At 34.3% G+C, this 18,049-nt stretch carries 19 protein-coding genes and 2 pseudogenes; 15 read left to right on the forward strand and 6 right to left on the reverse strand.

Annotated features, from left to right (window positions below; genetic code table 11):
* The 3 genes from ACFWDE_RS13215 to ACFWDE_RS13225 form a co-directional block, all read left to right on the forward strand.
* Window positions 1–244, forward strand: a 244-nt coding sequence (locus ACFWDE_RS13215) for an HAAS domain-containing protein (RefSeq protein ID WP_377892786.1), incomplete at its 5' end; no start/stop codon positions are given.
* Between the two features lie 13 nt (window positions 245–257).
* Entirely contained in the window at window positions 258–1,016 is a 759-nt protein-coding gene (locus ACFWDE_RS13220) for a DUF1129 domain-containing protein (protein WP_002014877.1), read from the forward strand.
* Window positions 1,017–1,036: 20 nt separating this feature from the next.
* Window positions 1,037–1,309 carry a DNA-binding protein gene (locus ACFWDE_RS13225; RefSeq protein WP_377892850.1) on the forward strand — a complete coding sequence of 91 codons (273 nt, stop codon included), beginning with the start codon at window positions 1,037–1,039 and terminating at the stop codon, window positions 1,307–1,309.
* Between the two features lie 15 nt (window positions 1,310–1,324).
* On the opposite strand, the gene ACFWDE_RS13230 is transcribed toward ACFWDE_RS13225, so the two are convergent.
* Window positions 1,325–1,942 carry a DUF955 domain-containing protein gene (locus ACFWDE_RS13230; RefSeq protein ID WP_377892788.1) on the reverse strand — a complete coding sequence of 206 codons (618 nt, stop codon included), beginning with the start codon at window positions 1,940–1,942 and terminating at the stop codon, window positions 1,325–1,327.
* Window positions 1,943–2,118: 176 nt separating this feature from the next.
* On the opposite strand from ACFWDE_RS13230, the gene ACFWDE_RS13235 reads away from it, so the two are divergent.
* The 3 genes from ACFWDE_RS13235 to ACFWDE_RS13245 all read left to right on the forward strand — a co-directional run bounded on the left by ACFWDE_RS13235 (window position 2,119) and on the right by ACFWDE_RS13245 (window position 4,437).
* Window positions 2,119–2,412: a DUF3928 family protein gene (locus tag ACFWDE_RS13235; protein ID WP_000288333.1), complete on the forward strand. Its 294-nt coding sequence runs from the start codon at window positions 2,119–2,121 to the stop codon at window positions 2,410–2,412.
* A 261-nt stretch (window positions 2,413–2,673) separates the two neighbouring features.
* Complete coding sequence (locus tag ACFWDE_RS13240; protein ID WP_377892790.1) at window positions 2,674–3,123, forward strand: NUDIX hydrolase; 450 nt, start codon at window positions 2,674–2,676, stop codon at window positions 3,121–3,123.
* A 138-nt stretch (window positions 3,124–3,261) separates the two neighbouring features.
* Complete coding sequence (locus ACFWDE_RS13245) at window positions 3,262–4,437, forward strand: acetyl-CoA C-acetyltransferase (protein ID WP_377892791.1); 1,176 nt, start codon at window positions 3,262–3,264, stop codon at window positions 4,435–4,437.
* Window positions 4,438–4,465: 28 nt separating this feature from the next.
* Here the strand turns inward: ACFWDE_RS13245 and ACFWDE_RS13250 are convergent, their stop codons facing one another.
* Together ACFWDE_RS13250 and ACFWDE_RS13255 are read right to left on the reverse strand one after the other, a co-directional pair.
* The gene (locus ACFWDE_RS13250; protein WP_377892793.1) at window positions 4,466–5,191 is read right to left on the reverse strand and encodes an AAA family ATPase; all 726 of its coding nucleotides are present in this window, start codon (window positions 5,189–5,191) and stop codon (window positions 4,466–4,468) included.
* A 10-nt stretch (window positions 5,192–5,201) separates the two neighbouring features.
* Window positions 5,202–5,460: pseudogene (locus ACFWDE_RS13255) on the reverse strand (hypothetical protein).
* A gap of 148 nt (window positions 5,461–5,608) precedes the next feature.
* Here ACFWDE_RS13255 and ACFWDE_RS13260 point away from each other — a divergent pair.
* Window positions 5,609–6,338: pseudogene (locus tag ACFWDE_RS13260) on the forward strand (DUF4184 family protein).
* A gap of 36 nt (window positions 6,339–6,374) precedes the next feature.
* Window positions 6,375–7,133, forward strand: coding sequence for a hypothetical protein (locus tag ACFWDE_RS13265; RefSeq protein WP_002145958.1), 759 nt, complete (start codon window positions 6,375–6,377; stop codon window positions 7,131–7,133).
* 44 nt (window positions 7,134–7,177) lie between these two features.
* Here the strand turns inward: ACFWDE_RS13265 and ACFWDE_RS13270 are convergent, their stop codons facing one another.
* Window positions 7,178–7,609: a DUF3997 domain-containing protein gene (locus ACFWDE_RS13270; RefSeq protein ID WP_002165132.1), complete on the reverse strand. Its 432-nt coding sequence runs from the start codon at window positions 7,607–7,609 to the stop codon at window positions 7,178–7,180.
* A 131-nt stretch (window positions 7,610–7,740) separates the two neighbouring features.
* On the opposite strand from ACFWDE_RS13270, the gene ACFWDE_RS13275 reads away from it, so the two are divergent.
* From ACFWDE_RS13275 to ACFWDE_RS13285, 3 genes are all read left to right on the forward strand, one after another.
* Window positions 7,741–8,196 (forward strand): RDD family protein, encoded by a 456-nt coding sequence (locus ACFWDE_RS13275; protein ID WP_002014800.1) that lies wholly within the window; start codon window positions 7,741–7,743, stop codon window positions 8,194–8,196.
* A 259-nt stretch (window positions 8,197–8,455) separates the two neighbouring features.
* Entirely contained in the window at window positions 8,456–8,554 is a 99-nt protein-coding gene (locus ACFWDE_RS13280) for a flagellar motor protein (protein ID WP_377892795.1), read from the forward strand.
* Between the two features lie 65 nt (window positions 8,555–8,619).
* Window positions 8,620–9,129 carry an SDR family NAD(P)-dependent oxidoreductase gene (locus ACFWDE_RS13285; protein WP_033710801.1) on the forward strand — a complete coding sequence of 170 codons (510 nt, stop codon included), beginning with the start codon at window positions 8,620–8,622 and terminating at the stop codon, window positions 9,127–9,129.
* Between the two features lie 229 nt (window positions 9,130–9,358).
* Here ACFWDE_RS13285 and ACFWDE_RS13290 read toward each other — a convergent pair whose 3' ends face one another.
* Window positions 9,359–10,459, reverse strand: a complete 1,101-nt coding sequence (locus tag ACFWDE_RS13290) for an ABC transporter ATP-binding protein (RefSeq protein ID WP_002014802.1) — start codon at window positions 10,457–10,459, stop codon at window positions 9,359–9,361.
* Between the two features lie 277 nt (window positions 10,460–10,736).
* Here ACFWDE_RS13290 and ACFWDE_RS13295 point away from each other — a divergent pair, with 277 nt between their 5' ends.
* Entirely contained in the window at window positions 10,737–12,413 is a 1,677-nt protein-coding gene (locus tag ACFWDE_RS13295) for a glycoside hydrolase family 13 protein (RefSeq protein ID WP_377892797.1), read from the forward strand.
* A 39-nt stretch (window positions 12,414–12,452) separates the two neighbouring features.
* On the opposite strand, the gene ACFWDE_RS13300 is transcribed toward ACFWDE_RS13295, so the two are convergent.
* A complete protein-coding gene (locus tag ACFWDE_RS13300) occupies window positions 12,453–14,213 on the reverse strand; it encodes an alpha-glycosidase (protein ID WP_377892799.1) in 1,761 nt (586 codons plus the stop codon).
* Window positions 14,214–14,537: 324 nt separating this feature from the next.
* On the opposite strand from ACFWDE_RS13300, the gene ACFWDE_RS13305 reads away from it, so the two are divergent.
* The 3 genes from ACFWDE_RS13305 (at window position 14,538) to malD (ending at window position 18,018) form a co-directional block, all read left to right on the forward strand.
* The gene (locus ACFWDE_RS13305) at window positions 14,538–15,797 is read left to right on the forward strand and encodes an extracellular solute-binding protein (RefSeq protein ID WP_377892801.1); all 1,260 of its coding nucleotides are present in this window, start codon (window positions 14,538–14,540) and stop codon (window positions 15,795–15,797) included.
* 76 nt (window positions 15,798–15,873) lie between these two features.
* Window positions 15,874–17,175: a maltosaccharide ABC transporter permease MalC gene (gene malC, locus ACFWDE_RS13310; protein WP_002199479.1), complete on the forward strand. Its 1,302-nt coding sequence runs from the start codon at window positions 15,874–15,876 to the stop codon at window positions 17,173–17,175.
* A complete protein-coding gene (malD, locus tag ACFWDE_RS13315) occupies window positions 17,176–18,018 on the forward strand; it encodes a maltosaccharide ABC transporter permease MalD (protein WP_002145966.1) in 843 nt (280 codons plus the stop codon).
* The last annotated feature ends 31 nt before the right edge of the window (window positions 18,019–18,049 follow it).

Genomic DNA, 18,049 nt, shown 5'->3' on the forward strand with positions numbered 1-18,049 from the left:
GCAAAGTTATATATTAGCTGGTGGGATCTTTATCATCACATTAGCTATAAATATATATTTTACAGGATGGTTTAAAAACTTATATTTAATCATTCCACTTTCTATTATGTTAGTGTTTAAAACGTTTACATCAGAGGATCTCATGCCAATGTTATTTCAGGTTATTTGTTTATACGGAAGTTTATTTATTTTGATTTTCGTTGAAATTATGATGAAGACGAATAGAAGAGAAACGGTTAATTAAGGGAGGGATAAAAGTGTTATCGAATGAAGCACAAAAATTTTTAGATGATACCCAAGGGTATTTACGTACGAAGGGCATTAGAGAAGCTGATATTATTTCTTTTATAGAAGATGCGGAAGTTCATTTAATAGAAGGAGAAAAGAGAGGGAAGAGTGTAAGTGATATATTTGGTCATGCTCCAAAAGAGTATGCAAATCAACTTGCGAAAGAGATGGAAGTTGATAAAAAAGGGAATTATAAATTATTGCTTTACTTTATTATAAATTTATTAGCATTCACGATGATGAAGAGTGTATTCTTTAGTGAAGCCGATCATCGCTTGTCTTATTCTTTAATTGAATTAATTGGATATCCAATTATGATTTTTGTAGGGATTGGTGTATTAATATGGGGGATGAGAACAGCAGTCTTTAAACATAAAAGAATTGAATTTTTAATTATGTATATAAGTGGTGCGATATGGTTTTTATCAATTTTCAGTATTGCATTATTAAATAATTTTTATGGTACAACATTTATTAAATTTACTGCTACAGAAAGCTTCATTCTTGTTGGAATAGTAGTTCTTTTTGCAGCTATTGCAAATATTAAATTTGGTGGTTGGTTTACTTTGTCGTATTTACTAGTTCCAATTGCATTAGAATATATATTTGTAATGATAGATTTATCGAGCATTAGTGGAATGTATGTGCAACAAATAATTCTTTTCATTGTTATTTATATGCTTTTAAAAATTCATATAAAATTAGAAAAAAGGGAAGTATACGAATAAAAAGAGAGAAAGAGTTATTTATATGTATATCGAGTAGTAGTTTTTTTAAGGTTAACTATATTGCTTTCACAAAAAGAATATATGATGACTATTTTGATACTGTATTAGATGACACATCAGCATATATGTTGTTCTTCGGGTTAATAGGAAAAGGGCTGCTTTGGATATGCAAAAAAGTATTTCCAAAGAAATATTATATTGGGATTTTTAGAGGGATTACATTTACTTTTAGTTGTATGTTTTTATTTCTCGCAGCCGGTATTTGGTTTGTTGATTGGAATATGTTGTTTTAAACAGTAACAATATCGTTACTGTTTTTTTCTTTGTAATAAAGTGCTTTGTAAAGAGAGCGCTTTTTGTTCATTTGTTAATAATGAATTGATGTGAACCTGATCAGGATGAGGGACTATAGGGTACATAAGGTTTGAGGGAGAAGGGTGGTGTTCAGAACCAGTTGGAGAATGGGGATCTGCGTGCGTAAGTTTTCCATGAATTCGTCTTGTAAATAAAATGTGCCCAACTTCGTGAGCGAGGGTATATATGTTTTTCATTGGAGCGGCTGAATTTGTTAAAACGATATAACCAGTAAGTTGCTGTTGTTTCGCTAAGGAGTAAGCGCAGGCAATTACGGCAGTTTCCTTGAAATAATCACTGCCAATATAACAAATATAAAGGTCACATTCAGGAGCTTCGTTAACACAAGTTTGAAAAAATGATGATAATTTTTCCTGACTTTGAATGGAGTTTTTATAACTAATTTCCCGATTAGAAAAACGGAAAAGTTCGTTTAGTACAATTACTTCTTTAATTTGAAATGTAATGGGATGCCAAATTGATTCTGCAACTGCTAAATCTTTTGCAATACGGTCGTCAGAAATATCGGCGCCTGGAGTAATGCAAACACATATATTAACGTATGAATCCATAAGGAACACCTCAAATGAAAAAATTCTTTCTATAATATATGTGGGGAAAGATTCTATGTATGGATAAACGCCTTGTTTATCTCACGAATATATATAAAACAAGTCGAAAAAATTTCATAGTTCTATAACGTAGTATGGTCATCTTTTTGATATAGTAAAGAAAAGGGGGAGAATATATGTATACATTAAAAATCGTTTCAGACAGAGAAGCTCTTTATCAATTTGCGAGCTATGTAAGAGTTGTGCAAGGGGTTGAAGATGTATATGTAGAGGTGGGAGAACCTTTATATGAACATCCATTAATGAAGTTTTATGTACATATTACAATTGAAGAAACATATGATCAGCATAAAGCGTTACAAGAAATAGCTAGATTAGTAGAATTAGGGCGTTTTACGTATGTCCATTATAGCAATGAAGAAATTGAAGAAGCTTTTGAAGCTGTAAAATACGAAAGCTTTAAGAAATAAAGTGAAACTTTAATCAGTGGGGTTTTTGTCCATCCCCCACTGATTATTAGCCTTCACCAATCGGGCTTTTACGGGCAGCCCGACCCCCGCCTAACTTCTTTGCTTTCGCTGAATTTTGAGGTAGGGGTCTTACTGCCCGCAAATAGCGGGATAACGGTAAAAAAAGGAAGCGGAAGCTTCCTTTTTTATTGAAAATTACAGCAACAAAAGGAAGAGAATTTTGTTATGATAAGGAAGGGTGAGGAAAGGAGAGTTTACATATTGGGGTATATTGAAGAGTTACGCAAAGTAGTTGGTACGAGACCACTTATTTTAGTAGGATCAGTAATTATTATATTAAATGATAATCAAGAAGTATTGCTTCAATATCGTTCAGATACATATGATTGGGGTGTGCCTGGCGGGGCAATGGAACTGGGAGAAACGACAGAAGAAACTGCTCGTAGAGAATTATTCGAGGAGACGGGGTTAAGTGCAAAAATAATGCAATTTCTTGGTGTTCTTTCAGGAAAGGAAGTTTATTTCCGTTATCCAAATGGAGATGAAATTTTTAATGTGATTCATCTGTATCAGGCACATCATGTAAGCGGAGAATTAAAGCTCGATCATGAAGGGTTACAACTTCAATATTTTCCAGTAGACAAGTTACCGAAATTGAATGAAACGACAGAGAAGATATTACAAAAATTCCTATACGCATTGACAGAATAGAAGGTTAATTCCTTCTATTTTTATTATATTAAATATTTTGATTTTTTGGTATGTTTATAGTATGATAATTGTAGACATACAACTTATGGAATTTCACCTAAAACTTACTAGGGTACATAAGAGAGGGGCAAGTACAAAATGCATAATGTTGTCATTACAGCTGCAGTTCGTTCACCTATTGGAACTTTCGGAGGAGCACTAAAAAATATAACACCAGTAGAATTAGCTGTTCCTGTACTTCAGGAAGCTGTAAAAAGAGGCGGAGTAGAGCCACATGAAGTTGATGAAGTAATTTTAGGTCATTGTATTCAAAGAACTGATGAAGCAAATACGGCAAGAACAGCTGCATTAGCGGCAGGATTTCCTGACACAGTTACTGGTTATACAATTCAACGTCAATGTTCTTCAGGTATGCAAGCAATTATGTCTGCTGCAATGCAAATCCAATTAGGTGTAAGTGATATTGTTGTTGCAGGTGGAGTAGAAGCAATGAGCTCGAGCCCTTATGCATTAAAACAACACCGCTGGGGACAACGTCTACAGCACGGAGAAATTCGTGATACGGTGTGGGAAGTTTTAGAAGATCCGATTCACCATATTATGATGGGTGAAACAGCGGAAAATTTAGTTGAACAATATGAAATTACAAGAGAGGAACAAGATGAAGTTGCGCTTCGTAGTCATACATTAGCGCTGCAAGCGATTGAGTCTGGATACTTTGACGATCAAATTGTTCCTATTTCGATAAAAGAACGTAGAAAAGAAGTTGTATTTGCGAAGGATGAACATCCACGTGCAGATATTACAGCTGAAAAATTAGCAGGATTAAAACCAGCTTTCCGTAAAGATGGATCAGTAACTGCAGGGAATTCATCTGGTCTTAATGACGGAAGTGCCGTTTTAGTATTAATGAGTGAAGAAAAGGCGAAAGAAAAAGGTTTACAACCGTTAGCTCGAATTGTTGGATATTCAGTAGCAGGTGTAGATCCGAAAATTATGGGTATTGGACCAGCACCAGCAATTCGCAAAGGGTTAGAAAAAGTAGATTGGTCATTAGAAGATGCAGATTTACTTGAAATTAATGAAGCTTTCGCTGCACAATACCTAGCTGTAGAGAAAGAGTTAGGGTTAGACCGTGAGAAAGTGAATGTAAACGGTAGTGGTGTAGGACTTGGACATCCAATCGGTTGTACAGGAGCTCGTATCACTGTAAGTTTAATTCATGAATTAAAAAGACGTGGATTAGAAAAAGGAATTGCCTCTTTATGCGTCGGTGGCGGTATCGGGGTTGCCTTATTTATAGAAGCATTATAAAAAAGAAGCAGCGTTTGCTGCTTCTTTTTTACGACTCAAATAGATGATGAAATAATCGATCGCGATTTTCAAAGAAAAGTTTCGTCGTTTGATAATGCTCAGTTTCTTCTAATGTCGATTCGTGAATCCCTTCTTGAGTTAAAGAGTATATAGTAGATTCAGGATAAGCCATTAAAATGGGAGAATGCGTGGCAATAACAAATTGTGAACCTTGTTCAGCTAGTTCGTGCATTCGAATGAGCATTGAAAGTTGTCTCATCGGGGATAAAGCTGCCTCAGGCTCATCTAGAATGTATAAACCTTGTCCTGAAAATCGATTCATAAATAATGAGAAGAATGATTCGCCGTGTGATTGTTCGTGAAGTGAAACGCCACCGTAAGATTTTATAGCATCTATTTCATCGATATAAGAAGCAACGTTATAAAATGATTCAGCACGAAGAAAGAAGCCGTCGTTTGGTGTATTGAAACTTTTTGAAATTCGAAGATGTTCATGTAAAGATGAATGGGAATCATTTGTGCTAAAACGGAAATTCTTCGTTCCACCTTCTGCATTAAAACCTAAAGCAATTGCAATTGCTTCAAGTAGTGTTGATTTACCTGTCCCATTCTCTCCAATAATGAATGTTACATTTGGGTGGAAAGCTAGTGATTGTAAAGTTCGAATAGCGGGTAGACAGTAAGGGTATGTAGAAAAGCTAGGGATATTTTCTTTTTTTAATGTGACATTTTTTAAAAAGGGTACGTCAATCAATATATAAACCTCAATTCATAACGGATTTTGATTCTAAAAAAGCGGCAAATACTAATGTAAGACAACTTGCTAATAGTATTGTATATTGAAGTGCGCCAAAACCGAGACCTTCCCAGCCGAAAGCCATTCTCTTTCCTATAAAAATGATAAGAACGCTCATAAATCCATATATATTTTATAATTTTGTAGTGCTTCCATATAAAGAATCCGATGTATGTACTTAAAAACAATATAAACAAAACAAGAAAAAAGACAAGTGTTAATGACACGTGAACATCTCCTTATTTTCTGAATATTCCATGTGGATTATAACATTTAAACTATCATATTCCAATGTGAAAATAAATATTGCATAGAGATTGTTCATATCGTTATGATAGTATGTATTCTATTGAAATTATGAAAAGGAGTTAAAGCATGCCGTTTACATTTGCACATCCAGCAGCTGTTCTCCCTTTTGCTAAGAAACATTCTAGTTATATTTCAGTGACGGCTCTTATATTAGGTAGTATGGCACCTGATTTTGAATATTTTTTATATTTTAGGCCATACGGTATTATTGGCCATACATGGGCTGGTTTCTTGTATTTGAATTTACCACTCGTTTTTTTATTAGCATATGCATATCATCTTATTTTAAAAGGACCGTTTATATCACATCTACCTAAGCCGTTTGCTACGTACTATAAATATATAGCTGATGAAAAGTGGGGGCTTTATACATGGAAAGATATTTTTGTATTTTGCTATTCTGCTTTATTCGGTATGGTGACGCATGTCGTTTGGGATGCTTTTACCCATAAGACAGGCTATTTTGTTATGAAGATGCCGCTGTTACAGAAAGAAGTATATAGTATTCCAATTTATAAATTTTTACAGCATGGGAGTACGTGTTTTGGTCTACTATTACTAATATATGTACTATGGAAATATAGGAGGGAAACTGATCAAGATACTAGTTTAACTTCGGAAAAAAAGAAATATTGGGCTTCATCTATCGTTGGTGGCGGCCATTATATTTATCGTTCACGCGTTATTAGACCCCTATTTTCATATTTTCCAAATAGGAGGTATAATAGTATCTGGACTGACAAGTTCGTTTTGTGGACTTCTTATTGTTTCTATAGTTTACAAATCAAGGGACTAATTTATATTAATGAATGATAGTGTTAGGAGAAATTAAATGATGAAAGCATGGAAAAGTATTTTTGTTTTATGTAGTTTTCTTCTTATGTTAAGTGGTTGCTTCCATCAAGAAGAAAAGAAGGCAGAACCTAAAAAGAAAGAATCTATTCCTGAAACAAAAGAGTATGGTGGGCGTGAGCTTAAAAAAGTAGGGCAAAAGGTGAAAGAAAAAGGATGGGGGACTTTTGAATTAGAACAGATTCATTCTGTGAATCAGACATTTGAAGTAGCCCCAATGAAAATTCACGTACAAGACGTTAAAGTTATCTCATTATCACAAATGAGCAAAGATGCAAAAAATACATTGAAAGTGTATACTGCATTAACTCCTGAAGAAGTAAAGCGTAGATTGGGAGATAAAGTGAGTCAAGAAGATGCTGAATTATATGCATCGTTAAGTGGAACAGAGATTAGCGATACGATTCGGTATGTTGAAATTACATATAAGGTAGAAAATAGTGGGAATAAGAACATGCAATTTTTCTCTATGAATGATGTTACTATAAATGACAAACAACATTTTAATGTAGCGACTCAAAACTTTTTATATGATGAAGATACGCTCGTTGGCACGAAGAGTGTTTCAAGAGAAGATTATAAGCCTGGTGAGACACGAGAAGGAATTATCGGTTTAATACTTGATGATGGAAAAGAAAAAGTAAAGGATATTAAGTTTACGACAGATGATTTAGCAACAGGAGACACAAATGAAGCTGTTAAAGAACCGCAAACTTTTAATATTTCACTCTCTAAATAAGGTGTCTTTATAATAATTTAAGAAAAAACAGTCAGCATAAAAGGTTATGCTGACTGTTTTTTTAGCTCTTTCACATATGAATCTACACTTTGAAAAGGTACTGTAATTTTAAAAGCATCTTTTTGCTCGTTAAATTGTTTTTCATTATAAGGACCGAATCGTTTATTATGCTTTACATCGATAATCCAATAATGTTCACTTTTTTTATTTGTAATTGCTGCGTCAGGATTATTTGGATCTGATTTTTCCTCAATTTGTTTTGTGATAATGTATTTATCGTCCCAAGCAATTTCTGTAATTTTTGCAGGGATGTATTGTGTAGCATATACAGCATCCTGCGAGGGGAAAAGTTCAAATGCATCTCCAGAAGTATGTATGAGTTCATATTCATCGTTAATTGTATAAGCTAAATGGTTTGTATTGCCTGTACAACCTGTTAATAAGAGTGCGGCAAATAGGATTATCCATCTTTTCAATATGGGAACCTCCTTTACAATGCTGTTGTAACACATTGTACAAGAAAAGTAAGCGAAACGCCAGTTTACAATGTTTTTTAGAAGTGGTACGATGAAACGGGTAAAGAAGGATATGAAGGAGTCGACACAAAATGAAGTTAAAGATGCATCGTCCAGCGCTTGTAATGAATCGCATAGGTGCTTCCCTTATTGACATGTTTTTAATCTCAGTTACATACGGTGCAGTAGTAGCTATTATTACCGGAAACTATAGTGCTATTTTCAATCGTTTTAATATAAGTTTAGGTGACTATAGATACGACCTTACACTTGTTTTCGTATTAATGGCTATAAATTTTATTGTGTTACCTTTTCTTTGGAACGGTTCTACACTTGGTAAAAAGGTAACAAGAACAAAAATAATCTCGTTAACAAGTGAAAAACTAACGTTACAAACATTGATAATACGATTTTTGGTATTATTATTACCAAGCATATTATTACTTGGAGTTCCATTAATATGCAATGTATATATGATGTTATTCCGCAAAGATAATTGTGGCTTCCATGATTTAATTGCAAAGACGAAAGTGATGAGTCTTGTATAATTAATATTTAAATTATAGGTGCTACTAATGAAATAAGACTTTTTATTGTTTGTATATAAAAAGTCTTATTTTTAATTTCGTAAAAAATTTGATTATATAGGGTGGATATCTCCTGTATAGTACCTTCCATATTACTGAAGGATGTTTAAAGAAGCGGTAGCTAATTCAAACACCCTATTTTCGCTTTAATAGATTGAAAATTAAGATAATGATATAATGGATATAAATAATATCGTTATATAACAAAGGGGGATTTGCAATGACTGGAGGTAGCTTAATATTTTGGGGAATTCTTATTTTTATTGCTTTAACCTTCGATCAGTATAATAGTAAGAAAAAAAAAGAAACAAACAAGTAATCGCTTACAAGTTGTCGAGTTAACTTTTCCTGCTTGCGGATTAATCTAATAAAAGAGTATACTGAATGACGGTAAGACTTATAGAAGGGGTAATGAAAATGAAGCTTGCAGGAAAGGTTGCCATTGTAACTGGTGGTGGCATCGGTATTGGACGTAGTACAGCTCTTTTGTTGGCTAAGCAAGGCGCAAAAGTAATTGTGACGGACATTGATCAAGAAAGTGGACAAGCAACAGCTGAGGAAATTACGAATCTAGGCGGAGAGGCACTTTTTGTATCCTACGATATGGGAAAACAAGGAGATTGGCAACGTGTTATTAGTTTTGCTATGGAGGCATATAGTCGTGTTGATATGCTTTTTCAAAATGCGGGTCTGTATAAAATAGATTCTATTTTTTCTCGCCAACAAGAGAACGATTCCAATGTACTTTGTATTAATGACGTTTGGATAGAGATAAAACAATTAACGTCATCTTTTATGAAACAGCAAGAAGAAGTGGTGCTCAGTGATTTACCAGTTTTCGGTATTATTAGCACGAGAGGACAATCATTTCATACAATAGAAGCCCTAGTATAATAATGGAAAACCGCCCCCAGTATATATGTGGACGGTTTTTTTGTGTGTATTTTCAGCCATTCTAATTTCTTATCGTATAAGTAGCAACTATACAGAATACAAGTGATTTCGTACCCACTATTTTTTTGTTTTAATTTGGAACGGGGTAGGAAGAGGATTTGACCGTTTCTATGCATGGCTAGGTTCTCTTTTCTACCTAAAAAAGAAGGTGTTGTATTTGCATGTATACTTAGCGAATACGTTGTTCGGTTTGGCTATCAAAGAAATGTGCTTTATTCATATCAAAAGCAAGTTTAATTTGGTCACCAGGTGAAAAAGTATGTCTTGCATCAACACGTGCTGCAAAATCTTGATTTCCAAGTTTCATATATATAATGGATTCAGCCCCTAACAACTCTGCAACTTCAATTTTTGTTGTGAAAGTAGTAGATTGTGAAGCTTCTAAAAATAATAGTTCATCATGAATATCTTCTGGACGAATACCTAAAACAATTTCTTTATTTACATAGCCTTGTTCGCGTAATAACTTCATTTTTCCTTCAGATACTTTAATCTTTAGTGAACTGTCTATAACGAAATCGGTTTCAGTTAATTTTCCACGGAAGAAATTCATTGCGGGTGAACCGATAAAACCACCAACGAAAATATTTTCAGGTGTTTCATATACTTCTTTTGGAGTTCCAATTTGTTGGATTTTGCCGTCTTTCATAACAACAAGACGTGAAGCCATTGTCATTGCCTCAGTTTGATCATGTGTTACATAAATTGTCGTTGTACCAAGACGGTGGTGTAATTTAGAAATTTCTGATCGCATTGCAACACGTAGTTTAGCGTCTAAGTTTGATAAGGGTTCATCCATTAAGAAGACTTTTGCGTCTCGAACAATTGCTCTACCTAATGCAACACGTTGACGTTGTCCACCTGATAAAGCTTTCGGTTTTCTATCTAAATATTGTTCAAGCCCTAATATTTGAGCTGCATGTTTCACTCGACGGTCGATTTCATCTTTCGGTATTTTTCGAAGTTTTAATCCAAATGCCATATTATCATACACACTCATATGTGGATAAAGAGCGTAGTTTTGGAAGACCATTGCGATATCTCGATCTTTTGGAGGAACATCGTTCATTAGCTTACCATCAATTGAAAATTCTCCTTTTGAAATATCTTCAAGTCCAGCTACCATTCGTAGTGTTGTAGATTTTCCACAGCCAGAAGGACCAACGAATACGATAAATTCTTTATCTTGAATGTGTAAATTAAAATCTGTTACGGCTGTTACGTTATTATCATATATTTTATAAATATTTTCTAATTTAAGTTCTGCCATGATATTTCCCCCTAGAAAGTTTATGCAAACGTTTTCTTTGAATTTATTATAAACGAATAGATTCAAAAAAGAAATAAAAACACTATAAAAAAATAAAACGTTTTCATTATTCCTATGAATATATAATAAGTTCCGCATGTTTTATTAGAAAAAGAAAATAAATATTGTAAGCGCTATTTTAAATTTGGATAGAATCTGTTATCATTCAGTAATGAAAACGTTTGCGCCTTAAAAAAAGAAAAAAGAATCAATAGTATAGATGAAATGGGGTAGCATAATGGGAAAACAATGGTGGAAAGAAAGTGTAGTATATCAAATTTATCCTCGTAGTTTTATGGATAGTAACGGTGATGGTATAGGTGATCTTCGTGGTATTCTTGCGAAGCTAGACTACTTAAAAAAATTAGGTATTGATGTAATTTGGTTATCACCAGTCTATGAATCTCCAAACGATGATAATGGTTACGATATAAGTGATTATTGTAAAATTATGAACGAGTTCGGAACAATGGAAGATTGGGATGAACTATTACATGAAATGCATAAACGTAATATGAAACTTATGATGGACTTAGTTGTTAATCATACTTCAGATGAACATAATTGGTTTATTGAATCACGTAAATCAAAAGAAAATAAATATAGAGACTATTATATATGGCGTCCTGGAAATGAAGGGAAAGAGCCGAATAACTGGGGAGCAGCATTTAGTGGCTCTGCATGGCAATATGATGAAATGACAGATGAATATTATTTGCATCTGTTTTCTAAAAAACAGCCAGATTTAAACTGGGATAATGAAAAGGTAAGACAAGATGTTTATGACATGATGAAGTTTTGGTTAGAAAAAGGAATTGATGGGTTCCGTATGGATGTTATTAATTTTATTTCTAAAGAAGATGGCTTACCAGCTGTTGAAACGGATGAAGAAGGATATGTTTCAGGGCATAAACATTTTATGAACGGTCCGAACATTCATAAGTATTTGCATGAAATGAATGAAGACGTATTGTCTCAGTATGACATTATGACGGTTGGGGAAATGCCTGGTGTAACAACAGAAGAAGCTAAATTGTATACAGGAGAAGCTAGAAAAGAACTGCAAATGGTATTCCAATTTGAACATATGGATTTAGATTCTGGAGAAGGTGGGAAATGGGATGTAAAACCATGCTCACTTCTTACTTTGAAACAAAATTTAACAAAGTGGCAAAAAGCATTAGAACAAACAGGCTGGAATAGCCTTTATTGGAATAATCATGACCAGCCTCGCGTTGTATCTCGTTTTGGTAATGATGGCGCTTATCATACTGAATCAGCAAAAATGTTAGCGACAGTACTTCATATGATGAAAGGGACACCATATATTTATCAAGGAGAAGAAATCGGAATGACCAATGTTCGATTTGAATCGATTGATGAATATCGAGATATTGAAACATTAAATATGTATAAAGAAAAAGTTATAGAGCGCGGCGAAGATATAGATAAAGTGATGCAGTCTATATATATAAAGGGCCGAGATAATGCTAGAACTCCGATGCAGTGGGATGATAGAGAACATGCTGGATTCACAACGGGTGAGCCTTGGATTACGGTAAACCCTAACTACAAAGAGATTAATGTGAAACAAGCAATCCAAGATGAAGACTCAATTTTTTATTACTATAAAAAATTAATTGAGCTACGCAAAAATAATGAAATAGTTGTGTATGGATCATATGATTTAATATTAGATAATAACCCTGCTATTTTTGCTTACGTAAGAACATATGGAGACGAAAAACTTCTTGTCATTGCAAACTTTACTGCGGGTGAATGTGTATTTGAATTACCTGAGGACATTAGTTATAGTGAATTGGAGTTATTAATACACAATTACGACGTGGAAATCGGATCGATAGACAACATTACATTACGTCCGTATGAAGCAATGGTATTCAAATTGAAATAAGAAAAAGCCTTATGCCACCTGGGTATAAGGCTTTTTCGATTACCATTTTAATATGGAGAATCCATATGGTGGAAGTGTAACTTGTAATATACTTGCTTCCGCTGAAAATTCTTCGTTTGTATATATATTGACTATTTTTTTTCCTGTAATATGACTAGGGAGTGAAGCTGTAATTTCATCGTTAGTAGGATTTAAAACGAAAAAGATAGTTTCATCTTCATATGTCTTCGTATAAGAAATATAATTATGTTCATCATTTGCTTCGATGAATTTGAAAGTGCCATGTCCTCCAAATGCTTTATATTGTTTCCGTAATGAAATTAATGTTTGTATATGTGTAAATAATACATGATCTTGTTCGTTTATATCCCAAATCATACATTTACGGCAATCAGGGTCCATGCCGCCATCCATACCGATTTCATCACCGTAATAAATACAAGGAGAACCGATGAAAGAAAGGTGGAATACATAGAGTAACTTTAACTTATTTTTATCCCCGTTACATGTTGTTAAAATTCTTGGTGTGTCATGACTGTCTAATAAATGAAATGCAGCTTCATTTACATTCATAGAGTAGGAATGTAGAGATTCTGTAATTTGTTTCATAAATTCACTTGCTTTAATGGAACCGTTAGCAAAGTAAGAAAGTAGAGCGTTTGTAACAGGATAACTCATTACAGCATCAAATTGATCCCCTTGTAGCCATGGGAGTGCATCGTGCCAAATTTCTCCTAAAATATATACTTCAGGATTTAATGCTTTTATTTCACTTCGGAATTCTCTCCAAAAACTGTGATCGACTTCATTTGCTACATCAAGGCGCCAACCATCTATATGGAATTCCCTTACCCAATAACGACCTACTTCAAGTAAATATTCTTTAACATCTGGATGTGCCGTATTTAATTTAGGCATATATGGTGTAAATGCGAAAGTATCATAGTTAGGAAGTGGATCGGTTATAATTGGAAACTCATGAATATGGAACCAATCTTTATAGGCGGAATTCTCGCCTTGGTCCAGCACGTCTTGAAATTTATCAAAGAAGTATCCGCTATGATTAAAAACAGCGTCGAGCATTACTTTTATACCACGTTTATGACACGCCTGAACGAGTTCTTTGAACGTTTCTTTCGTCCCGAATTGTGGATCGATTTTCATGTAATCAATTGTGTCATATTTATGATTCGAATGAGCTTTGAAAATAGGAGTGAAATAAATGCCAGAGATTCCAAGCTTCACAAGGTAATCAAGATTTTGAAGAATACCAGCAAAATCACCTCCGAAAAAATTAGTAGCAGTTGGCTCTGCACTGCTCCAAGGAAGGGTGTTTGCTGGATTTAATGTACTATCCCCGTTAGCGAATCGTTCCGGGAAAATTTGATACCATACTGTGTCTTTAATCCAGGATGGTGCCCTGAAAACGTCTTTTGCATGAATGAATGGAAAGCAGAAAAAGTTACCGACATCGTCATTTGGAATATTAGAAAAAAATCCTCGTTCTGTATAAATAAGAGTTTCTACGTCGTTTTTTAATTCGAATCCATAACGTAAGCGTTTAAATTTTGGTTTGATTGAAACCGACCAATAATCAAATAACTCAGTAGATCCGTTTTTTTTCATCGGTGTACTCGCTGTAATCCATTTCCCATCTTGCCATTCGTACGGATCGCCGTAGATGAGAGCGACGCTGTGAACATCATCCCTTTTTGTGTGTATTCGGATGTGAATTGTTTTTTCATCGTAAGCGTATGCATAATTATCTTTTGGCCTATGATAGATCGCTTCTTTAAGCATATAGAAAATCCCCCTTTAATATCTCTATACATATAGTTCCCGTAAATGAAATAATAAAAATTATGTTGCAAACGATTGCCTTCCGCATAACTTTAATATTGCTTATAAGAGTAGTATTCATTTTATGTAAAGTCAATGAATAAAGAGTATGATAAGATTATTTTGAAAATTAATATTTGCAAAATGAATAAAAGGATGTATAATGATAGACAAATAGCGCAAACGTTTTCATAGATTTGAGATATTGTTTGCGCTTCTATTAAACTATCTAATGCAAACGTTTTCAATTAAAGGGTACATAGACAATTTAGGGAGGTTTTTGGGATGAAGAAAGCATTATCACTATTAACGATTTCAGCATTGTCAATCGGTATGTTATCTGCATGTGGACCGAAAGATTCAGGGAAAAAGGAAGTAAGTAAAGAGAAGAAAGATTATGATCTTCTCGTTTGGGAAGATGAGAAAAAAGGTGTGGGTCTAGAGCCAGCAGTGAAAAGTTTTGAAAAGAAATATAATGTAAAAGTAAAAGTTGAAGAGGTTCAGATGACGAAACAAATAGAAAAACTTCGTCTCGACGGTCCAGCTGGCACAGGGCCAGATGTTGTAACATTGCCACATGATCATATTGGTAATGCGGTAACAGAAGGGCTACTTTCAGAAGTGAAAGTGGATGATACAGTAAAAAGTAAATTTACAGATTTATCAATAGAAGCACAAACGTATAACGGAAAATTATACGGTTTACCAAAAGCAATTGAAACACCAATCTTTATTTATAATAAAAAATTGATGCAAAAAGCACCTGAAACGATGGATGAGCTGTTTAACTTCTCAAAAGACTTTACGAAGGATGGCAAGTACGGATTTTTAGCACTAGGAGATAACTTCTACTTCGCTAATGCATTTATGGCAGGTATGGGCGGCTATGTATTTGGTGAGAAAGACGGAAAACCAAATGCAAATGATATCGGATTAAATAATAGCGGTGCAGTACAAGGTGCTGAGTATATTCAAAAATGGTACAAAGAAAAGTTATTCCCGAAAGGTATTATCGGTGAATCTGGTGGTTCAGCTGCAGATGGATTATTTAATGAAGGAAAAGCAGCATCTATTATGAATGGTCCATGGGCATTCCAAGCGATGGAAAAGGCTGGAATTGATTATGGTGTTGCTCCAATGCCAAAATTACCAAATGGTCAACCGATGAAAACGTTCGTTGGTGTAAAAGGATGGCATGTAACAAGCTTCTCTAAACAAAATGATTTAGCTACAAAATTCACTGAGTGGGTTACAAATGAAGAAAATGCGAAAATTCGATTTGAGAAAACGAAAGAAATTCCGCCAGTAAAATCAGTAATGGAAGATCCAATCATTAAAGATAACGAAGCTGCAAAAGCAGTTGCAACGCAATCGGAAAATGGAATTCCAATGCCGAATATTCCAGAAATGCAGGAAGTTTGGAAACCAGCTGGGGATGCGCTTCAATTAGTTGTATCAGATAAAGAAGCACCAAAATCCGCACTTGATAATGCAGTGAAACAAATTAAAGGTAATATTGAGGCAAATCATAGTAAGAAAAAATAAGGTGAAATTCGTGCTTCTAATATAAGAGGCACGAATTCTCTCCCTTCCAAGTAGGAAGAAAAAAGGGGGAAGGAACATGCAAACATCTATGGAACCAGAGAAAGAGTTAAACGGTTCAAAGCATAGGAAAATGGCGACCATGTTATCAATCATTCCAGGTATTGGTCAACTATATAATAAACAATTTGTAAAAGGTCTTATTTTTCTAGTATTAACAGGTTCATTTATTGTAGCATTTGCTGATTTGTTAAATATAGGATTATGGGGAATTGTAACGCTTGGTACAGAAGTTCCACGTGACCATTCGGTCTTTCTATTAGTAGAAGGGATTTTGGCACTAATCGTCGTTGTGTTTGGTCTAGGGATATATGCATTTAACTTATATGATGCATATCAAAATGGGAAAAAACGTGATATAGGAACGCCATTAAACTCTGTAAAAGAGCAATATCGTAACTTATTAGATCAAGGTTTTCCATATTTAATGGTTTCACCAGGTTTTCTATTGCTTATCTTTGTTGTTGTTTTCCCAATCATTTTCGTAATTTTAATTGGATTTACGAATTATGATTTATACCACTCTCCTCCAGCTAAATTAGTAGATTGGGTGGGCTTTAAAAACTTTATTGATATTTTCACGTTACCAATGTGGAGAGATACATTTTTAAGTGTATTTTCTTGGACTGTCATTTGGACGTTTGTTGCAACAACGTTACAAGTTGCACTTGGTATTTTTTTAGCGATTATCGTAAATCAGCCTGGTATTAAAGGGAAGGCAATTATTCGAACAATCTTTATTTTACCGTGGGCTGTTCCAGCATTCGTATCTATTCTTGTATTTGCTGGTATGTTTAATGAAACATTTGGAGCAATTAATAACCAAGTATTAGCTTTATTCGGGATTGAAAAGATTGCTTGGATGACAGACCCGTTTTGGGCGAAGATGGCTTTAATTATGATTCAAACGTGGCTCGGTTTCCCGTTCGTCTTTGCAATGACAACAGGTATATTGCAATCGATTCCAGGAGAATTATATGAAGCGGCTACAGTAGATGGAGCAACAGCTTGGCAACAGTTCCGCAAAATTACATTGCCACTTGTTTTATATGCAACAGCGCCAATATTAATTACGCAATATACGTTTAACTTTAATAATTTTAGTATTATTTATCTATTTAATAGCGGGGGACCTGCTGTGTCTGGACAAAATGCGGGTGGAACGGATATTTTAATTTCATGGATCTATAAGTTAACGATGACTTCGGCTCAGTACGGAAAAGCAGCAGCTCTTACAATGATTTTATCGTTAATTGTTATTACAGTTGCGTTATGGCAATTTAAGAGAACAAAATCATTCCAAGAAGAGGATATGATGTAAATGAATATTAAACGACAAAAGATGTTACGTCTTTCATTAAGTTATTTAGTTATCTTCATAATGTGTGCGATTATTTTCTATCCATTATTATGGATAATTGGCTCATCGTTTAATCCAGGGGATAGTTTATCTGGGTCAAGTATTATTCCGGAAAATGCCACGTTAGATCATTATCGCAAGCTACTTGATCTCGATTCAAGTAACTACTTACTTTGGTATAAAAATACTTTAAAAGTTAGCGTAATGACGATGATTTTCTCTGTGCTAGCCATTAGCTTTACTGCTTATGCATTTTCGAGATATCGTTTTGTTGGAAGAAAGAATGGTTTATTAACATTTTTAATTCTGCAAATGATCCCGAATTTTGCAGCGTTAATCGCACTATATATATTAGCTCAGTTAACAGGATTACTTGATACACATCTTGCATTAATTTTAATTTATGTGGGCGGAGCAATTCCGATGAATACATGGCTTATGAAAGGGTATTTTGATACGATTCCGAAAGAGTTGGATGAATCAGCTCGAATGGATGGAGCAGGGCATTTCCGTATTTTCTGGCAAATCATTATGCCGCTTGCAAAACCAATCGTAGCGGTTGTAGCTTTATTCACTTTCATCGGTCCATTTACAGATTTCATTTTAGCGAGTATTATTTTGCGCACACCGGAAAATTATACTTTAGCAGTTGGACTATATGAAATGGTAGCGAAAAAATTTGGTAATGAATTTACGACATTTGCAGCTGGCTCAGTATTAATTGCAATTCCGATTTCTATTTTATTCTTATCGCTGCAAAAATATTTTGTTTCCGGTTTAACAGCTGGAGGTACGAAAGGATGAAAATGGGACATTACGTCCCATTTCTCTTTTC

Origin of the sequence: Bacillus sp. NPDC060175, assembly GCF_042728695.1 — a bacterium.
Taxonomy (GTDB): Bacteria; Bacillota; Bacilli; order Bacillales; family Bacillaceae_G; genus Bacillus_A.

What these genes read in the sequence shown, in the direction of transcription:
- ACFWDE_RS13230 (WP_377892788.1), bottom strand. Translation starts at nt 1,942, where the DNA reads ATGGATTCATACGTTAATATATGTGTTTGCATTACTCCAGGCGCCGAT.
- ACFWDE_RS13235 (WP_000288333.1), top strand. Translation starts at nt 2,119, where the DNA reads ATGTATACATTAAAAATCGTTTCAGACAGAGAAGCTCTTTATCAATTT.
- ACFWDE_RS13245 (WP_377892791.1), top strand. Translation starts at nt 3,262, where the DNA reads ATGCATAATGTTGTCATTACAGCTGCAGTTCGTTCACCTATTGGAACT.
- ACFWDE_RS13265 (WP_002145958.1), top strand. Translation starts at nt 6,375, where the DNA reads ATGATGAAAGCATGGAAAAGTATTTTTGTTTTATGTAGTTTTCTTCTT.
- ACFWDE_RS13275 (WP_002014800.1), top strand. Translation starts at nt 7,741, where the DNA reads ATGAAGTTAAAGATGCATCGTCCAGCGCTTGTAATGAATCGCATAGGT.
- ACFWDE_RS13280 (WP_377892795.1), top strand. Translation starts at nt 8,456, where the DNA reads ATGACTGGAGGTAGCTTAATATTTTGGGGAATTCTTATTTTTATTGCT.
- ACFWDE_RS13285 (WP_033710801.1), top strand. Translation starts at nt 8,620, where the DNA reads ATGACGGTAAGACTTATAGAAGGGGTAATGAAAATGAAGCTTGCAGGA.
- ACFWDE_RS13290 (WP_002014802.1), bottom strand. Translation starts at nt 10,459, where the DNA reads ATGGCAGAACTTAAATTAGAAAATATTTATAAAATATATGATAATAAC.
- ACFWDE_RS13295 (WP_377892797.1), top strand. Translation starts at nt 10,737, where the DNA reads ATGGGAAAACAATGGTGGAAAGAAAGTGTAGTATATCAAATTTATCCT.
- ACFWDE_RS13300 (WP_377892799.1), bottom strand. Translation starts at nt 14,213, where the DNA reads ATGCTTAAAGAAGCGATCTATCATAGGCCAAAAGATAATTATGCATAC.
- ACFWDE_RS13305 (WP_377892801.1), top strand. Translation starts at nt 14,538, where the DNA reads ATGAAGAAAGCATTATCACTATTAACGATTTCAGCATTGTCAATCGGT.
- malC (WP_002199479.1), top strand. Translation starts at nt 15,874, where the DNA reads ATGCAAACATCTATGGAACCAGAGAAAGAGTTAAACGGTTCAAAGCAT.
- malD (WP_002145966.1), top strand. Translation starts at nt 17,176, where the DNA reads ATGAATATTAAACGACAAAAGATGTTACGTCTTTCATTAAGTTATTTA.